This is a genomic window from Pseudomonas sp. 1912-s (assembly GCF_029269205.1).
In the GTDB taxonomy this organism is placed as follows: Bacteria; Pseudomonadota; Gammaproteobacteria; order Pseudomonadales; family Pseudomonadaceae; genus Aquipseudomonas.
Map to the genome: position 1 here is coordinate 70810 of NZ_JARIXR010000030.1, position 6337 is coordinate 77146.

Genomic DNA, 6337 nt, shown 5'->3' on the forward strand with positions numbered 1-6337 from the left:
GCCAAAAGGGGGTGAGCGTGCCGGATGCAACATTCCATGTAACGGTATAGGCAGACTCTGCGACTGCTCTATTTCGGTGCACGCATGGCTCGTCAGGCTTTCGGCCACTCCAGGATAAATCTTAGGAATTTGTGAGAAGCATCCTCTTTTAGCGTCAGAAGCCGACCGGCGGTAGCCATCTGATGGAGGGAGTTGCAAAATTTTTCAGCCTTGTCGACAATGCGACTAATTATCATTTGTGACGCTTCGCCAGGCCGTGTGAATGCCCTCTCCCGAGTACGCAGTACAGACGCTTTACAGCAACCATCACGGCTGGCTCAACACCTGGCTGCGCAGCCGCCTGGGTAACGCCGCCGATGCTGCGGACCTGGCCCAGGACACATTCGTGCGCCTGCTGCAAAAAACCGAACGCTTCGAACTCAAGGCCCCTCGCGCCTTCCTGCGCACCATCGCCCGGGGCTTGGTGATTGATCACTGGCGTCGCGAAGAAATCGAACGGGCTTATCTGGAATCCATCGCCCACTTGCCCGAAGCCGTGGCACCGAGCGCTGAGGAGCGTGCGTTGATTCTGGAATTGCTGGAGTCCATCGCCCGGCTTCTGGACGGGCTCAAGCCCAAGGTGCGTAAGGCGTTTTTACTGGCTCAGTGCGACGGCCTGACTTACAAGCAGATTGCGCAGCAGATGGGCGTGTCGTTGCGCTCGGTGGAGCGGTATGTCGCCGAGGCGCTGTATCACTGTTATGTGCTGCGGTATGAGGCATGACCCCGATGGATAACACTGCACGCGCAGGAATCGACCCGCAGGTGGTGAAACAGGCCATCAGCTGGATGCTGCGCTTGCGTAACAATCGCGCCAATATCCGCCTGAAGGCGCAATGCGAGCACTGGCGCGAGGCTCATCATGAACACGAGCTGGCCTGGCAACGCGTGCAAGCACTGCAACATGAACTGAGCAGCCAACTGGCGGCAATTCCCGGGGCCCATGTGGCGCTGGAGAACAGCGCCCAACGGCTCGGGCGCCGGCAAGCGTTGAAGGTGTTGTCGGGTGTGCTATTGATTGGTTCGGCGGCCTGGGTCAGCAGAGACCTTACCGGCTGGCAACGCTGGACCTCGGACCTGGCCACCGCCACCGGCGAACGCCGCAGCGTGCAATTGCCGGATGGCACACGCCTGCAACTCAATACCGACAGCGCGGTGGACCTGGACTTCAACCCGCAGCAACGCTTGATCACGCTGGTACGCGGGGAAATCCTGGTGACCTGCGGCGCGGCTGCGACGGCACCGCTGCTGGTTCGCACGCGTCATGGTTTGTTCGAAGGCATCGACGGGCGGTTCGTGGTGCGCCAGGACAGCGATTGCACTCGCTTGAGTGTGGCGTCAGGCAATGTGGCGATTCATTCACCCCATACGGCGGACGGCCTGTTCACTCAGGTGCATGCAGGAGAAAGCTACCTGGTTCGTCAGAACGAGGCCATTCTGGCGCCGCCTTTGGATATGGATGCCGGGGCCTGGGCGGATGGATTGATCGTCACCCGCAACATGCGCCTTGCCGACTTCCTGGCAGAGGTGGGGCGCTATCGCCATGGTTACCTGGGCTGCTCAAGCGATATCGCAGACTTGCGCCTGTCCGGCGTTTTTCGGTTGGAAGACACCGAGAAACTGTTGGCGATCCTTCCGCAGACGTTGCCTGTGCGCCTGCGCTATCGCACCCGCTGGTGGGTGAGCCTGGAGCGTCAGGCCTGACTATTGTTGTCGCGCCCGATTTATTTTTGGCGGCTTTTTTCCGTGAGTCCGGCTTAGACAGTAAGCATTTCAATCTGCCTTCAGCGACCTCTACGGACCTCGATAATGACTGTGCGTTTTTTCAGTAACTCACCCTCTTCCTACCCTTTGCTCGGTAAAGCCGTACGGGCAGCGCTGCTGTCGACCACGATGGGCATCGGCTTGTTGCCGGTGGCCGGGGTCGCGGCGGATAGCGGGGTCGAGCGCATCAGCCAGCGCTATGACATCCCTGCCGGGCCGCTGAGCGATGTGCTCAACCAGTTTGCCCGTCAGGCAGGCATCACCCTTTCCAGCACGCCTGCGCAGACTCAGGGCCGCCAGTCTGCCGGGCTGCACGGTGAATATTCCGCGGAGCAGGGCCTGAGCCAGCTGCTCAATGGATCCGGCTTGCAGGCACAGCCACAGGACGACGTGAGTTTCGTGTTGCAGGCCCAGCCCGAAAGTGAAGCGCTGACCTTGCCGACTACCGACATCAAAGGCTTCGCCCTGGGTAACGCCCTGGGCAGCATGGACGGCTACAACGCAACCCACAGCCAGATCGCCACCAAGACCAGTACTGCGCTGCTGGAAACATCACAGACAGTTTCGGTGGTGACCCGTGAGCAGATGGACGACCAGGGCTCGCAAACCGTTGCCCAGGCCATGCGTTACACCCCAGGCGTGCTGACCAACCCGTACGGTGCCACTCACCGTTATGACTACGTGGCGATGCGTGGTTTCAACGACGGTTCGGTGGATAACATCTACCTCGACGGCTTGAAGTCCATGGGGGACAGCGGGACCTATAGCACCATGCAAGTGGACCCCTATTTCCTCGAGCGGGTGGATATTCTCAAGGGCCCGTCGTCGGTGTTGTACGGGCGCAGCTCGCCGGGTGGGCTGGTGGCGCTGACCAGCAAGAAGCCGTTGTTTGAGCCTTACCATCAGGTGCAGGCCACCGTGGGATCGCAAGGGCAGCGAGGCATGGGATTCGACTTCAGCGGCCCGGTGGATGACGACAAGCGTATTGCTTACCGACTGACCGGGCTTGCGGATAAGTCCGACACGCAGTTCGACCACGCCAAGGAAAAACGCTACGCGCTGGCGCCGACCTTGAGCATCGACTTTACCGATGACACGTCGCTCACGCTCCAGGCCTATCTGCAACACGATCCCGACGGTGGCTACCACGGAGGCATGCCGGCAGATGGGGCGTTGCATCAGCGCAATGGCCAGCGGATCTCCAATCACTTCTTCGAGGGTGAGCCGGGCATTGATGGGTACAAGCGTGATCAGCAGTCGTTCGGCTATCAGTTTGAGCACCGCTTCAACGATGTTTTCACGGCGCGGCAAAACTTTCGTTACCTGGACTCCAAGGTCCGCCTGGATCAGGTGTACGCCTATGGATGGACTACGCCCACCAGTAATGAGCTGAATCGCTACTACTCAGGCGGTGATGAGAAGTTGCATGCGTTCATCATCGACAACATGCTGCAGGCCGAATTTTTTACCGGCGCGACCAAACACACCGTGCTGATGGGGGCGGACTATCAGCGGCGCAAAACCGTGGTGGATTGGAGCAGCGGATCGCTGGCCCCCATCAATGCATTCAATCCGGTGTACGGCAATTCCGAGATCAGTTATTACAGCCCGACCAGCTATCTGCGTCGGCTTGAGCAGACCGGCGTTTACCTGCAAGACCTGATTGAAATGGACAAGTGGCGGTTCTCCCTCGGGCTGCGTCAGGACTGGGTCGAGACCTCTGATGAGAATCGCATTGCTGAGGTTGGCCGGCCCCTGGGCACGGAGATCAGTGATAAACGCACCAAGCTGACCGGACGTGCAGGGGCGCTTTACCTGTTCGATAACGGCGTTGCGCCCTACGTCAGTTATTCCGAATCCTTCAACCCGAACTCCTATTCGGACAGCGCTGGTAATCCTTTGGCGCCTACCGACGGCACCCAGTGGGAAGTGGGCTTGAAATATCAGCCGCCAGGTACCGACAACCTGTTCACCGCCTCGCTGTTCCGCATCGATCAGGAGAACCTGGCGACCAAGCTGCCGCAGGAAAACTTCTATCGCGCGGTCGGTGCTGTGCGCTCCCAAGGCCTGGAGCTGGAGGCGCATATGCAGTTGACCGACAACCTCAAGTTGTTGGGCAGCTATACCTTCACCGACATCGAGTATTCGAAGTCGATGGTCAGCACGTTGAGCACGGCGGACAACGTGATCGAGAACAAGGGTAATTCGCCAACCCAGGCGCCACGTCATATGGCTTCGGTGTGGGCAGACTACAAATTCGACAGCGGCGCCCTGGACGGCCTGCGTCTCGGTGGCGGTGTTCGTTATGTCGGCTACAGCTGGGCAGATGCGGAGAACACCATGAAGGTACCTGCCTACACGTTGTTTGATGCCTCGATGGGTTATGACTTGGGCAAGGTGGGGTTGAAGGGGGTGGATGTACGCCTGAATGCCAACAACCTGACGAACGAGTCCTACGTGGCGTCGTGTGCCAGCCTGAATTTCTGTTACCTGGGTGAAGAGCGCAACGTGAGTGCCACGGTGAGCTACCAGTTCTAATCCCACTCGATTCATACAAAGCCAGTTCCTGATTCCAGGCGCTGGCTTTGTCGTTTTTGCAGGAGATTTTTATGCGCGCATTGATGGTTTTACTTCATCGCTACATCGGACTGGCAACGGCGTTGTTTTTGATGATGGCGGGGATTACGGGCAGTCTTTTGGCGTTCAACCATGAGCTGGATGAATGGCTTAATCCCGGCTTCTACGACGCAACGGCCAAGGGCTCGGCATTGCCGCCAGGTGACCTGGTGGAAAGGTTGCAGAGGCAACATTCAACGCTGCAAGTCTGGTACATGGAGTATCCACAAGAGGCAGGGCATACCGCTCTGTTGGCGGCAGTAGCGAGAAACGACCCGGCGACTGGCAAGCCCTTTGACGAACCTAACCAGGTTTTTTATCTCGATCCGGTCACCGGCGAAGAAATGGGGCGGCGTTTTTGGGGCGCGTGCTGCTTTCAGCGTGAGAACTTCATACCGTTCATTCTGGAGTTTCACTACAACCTGACACTGCCGGGTAACTGGGGGTTGTGGCTGATGGGGCTGGTGGCGATTGCCTGGGTATTCGATTGTTTTATCGCGCTGTGGTTGACCCTGCCAAGGGGCAAACCCTTCTGGAAGAAGTGGTCAACGGCGTGGAAGATCAAGGGCGGTCACGCGTACCGCTTGAACTTCGATCTGCATCGCGCAGGCGGGTTGTGGCTTTGGTTGTTGTTGCTGCCGATCGCGGTCAGCAGCGTGGCGATGAATTTGCCGAGCCAGGTATTCAAGCCGGTTGTCTCGCTGTTTTCACCGGTCGAGGCCAGTGTCTATGAGGCCCGTGGCAGACTGCCGATTGGGCAATTGGGTGTGACTCAACTAAGTTATCAACAAGCCTATGAGCGGGCCCTGGAGGAAGGCAAACGGCTTGGGCTGACGGCGGCGATTGGAGAGCTGTACTACAGCTTTGAGTACAACTTTTATGGGGCTGGTTTTGGGCAACATGATACCGAGGCCCATGGGAAATCCTGGTTGTTTTTCCACGGGACGGATGGGCGTTTACTAGGGCAGGAAATAGCAGGGCAAGGTACGCTGGGGGAGCGTTTTTATCGGCTGCAGCTACCGATCCATGGGGGCAGGATCATCGGGGTGACGGGGCAAGTGTTGATTGCGCTGCTGGGGATTGTGATCGCGATGTTGTCTGCTACCGGAATCTACATCTGGTGGCGCAAGCTACTGGCCAGGCGAAGCAGTAAGGCACGCAAAGCGTGAGTCGGGTCTAGTTCTTTGGCCAGCGCTTAAACGACAAAACCCCTGTCTGCGCTAGCAGACAGGGGTTTTGGAATTCAATCTTGACGATGACCTACTCTCACATGGGGAAACCCCACACTACCATCGGCGATGCATCGTTTCACTGCTGAGTTCGGGATGGGATCAGGTGGTTCCAATGCTCTATGGTCGTCAAGAAATTCTGTGTACCAGACCGTTGCGCTCGCAACGTGCCGGTGAAAATCATGGACTTCTACAAAAACAAAACCCCTGATTGCGTTAGCAATCAGGGGTTCTGGAATTTAATCTTGACGATGACCTACTCTCACATGGGGAAACCCCACACTACCATCGGCGATGCATCGTTTCACTGCTGAGTTCGGGATGGGATCAGGTGGTTCCAATGCTCTATGGTCGTCAAGAAATTCGGGTACTGAGTCGTGACCAGTTGGCCTCGCTTCAGCAAATTGGGTATGTGACAGCTTTCGGTGTTTGCAAGAATCGAACTTTCGGTTCATTTCGTCTTCACACACCGCAATCTGGTGCCYTTTCAGGTCAGCAAATTGCTTGGGTGTTATATGGTCAAGCCTCACGGGCAATTAGTATTGGTTAGCTCAACGCCTCACAGCGCTTACACACCCAACCTATCAACGTCGTAGTCTTCGACGGCCCTTCAGGGAACTCAAGGTTCCAGTGAGATCTCATCTTGAGGCTAGTTTCCCGCTTAGATGCTTTCAGCGGTTATCTATTCC

General features: G+C 57.4%; 4 protein-coding genes and 3 rRNA genes. 4 read left to right on the plus strand and 3 right to left on the minus strand.

The features are described 5' to 3' along the window. Positions 1-262: 262 nt before the first annotated feature. The 4 genes from P3C29_RS27360 to P3C29_RS27375 all read left to right on the plus strand — a co-directional run bounded on the left by P3C29_RS27360 (position 263) and on the right by P3C29_RS27375 (position 5588). Entirely contained in the window at positions 263-763 is a 501-nt protein-coding gene (locus tag P3C29_RS27360) for a sigma-70 family RNA polymerase sigma factor (protein ID WP_169386700.1), read from the plus strand. Beyond that, complete coding sequence (locus P3C29_RS27365) at positions 760-1743, plus strand: FecR family protein (protein WP_275965912.1); 984 nt, start codon at positions 760-762, stop codon at positions 1741-1743. Before P3C29_RS27360 ends, P3C29_RS27365 begins: the two co-directional genes overlap by 4 nt. Before the next feature lie 105 nt (positions 1744-1848). After that, on the plus strand, positions 1849-4341 hold the full coding sequence (locus P3C29_RS27370) for a TonB-dependent siderophore receptor (protein ID WP_275965913.1): 2493 nt from the start codon (positions 1849-1851) through the stop codon (positions 4339-4341). A 71-nt stretch (positions 4342-4412) separates the two neighbouring features. After that, entirely contained in the window at positions 4413-5588 is a 1176-nt protein-coding gene (locus P3C29_RS27375; RefSeq protein WP_275965914.1) for a PepSY domain-containing protein, read from the plus strand. A gap of 78 nt (positions 5589-5666) precedes the next feature. Here P3C29_RS27375 and rrf (P3C29_RS27380) read toward each other — a convergent pair. From rrf (P3C29_RS27380) to P3C29_RS27390, 3 genes are all read right to left on the minus strand, one after another. Further along, positions 5667-5782, minus strand: a 5S ribosomal RNA gene (gene rrf, locus P3C29_RS27380). Positions 5783-5891: 109 nt separating this feature from the next. After that, positions 5892-6007: ribosomal RNA gene (rrf, locus tag P3C29_RS27385) — 5S ribosomal RNA — on the minus strand. Between the two features lie 156 nt (positions 6008-6163). Then, a 23S ribosomal RNA gene (locus tag P3C29_RS27390) occupies positions 6164-6337 on the minus strand; the annotation flags it as partial.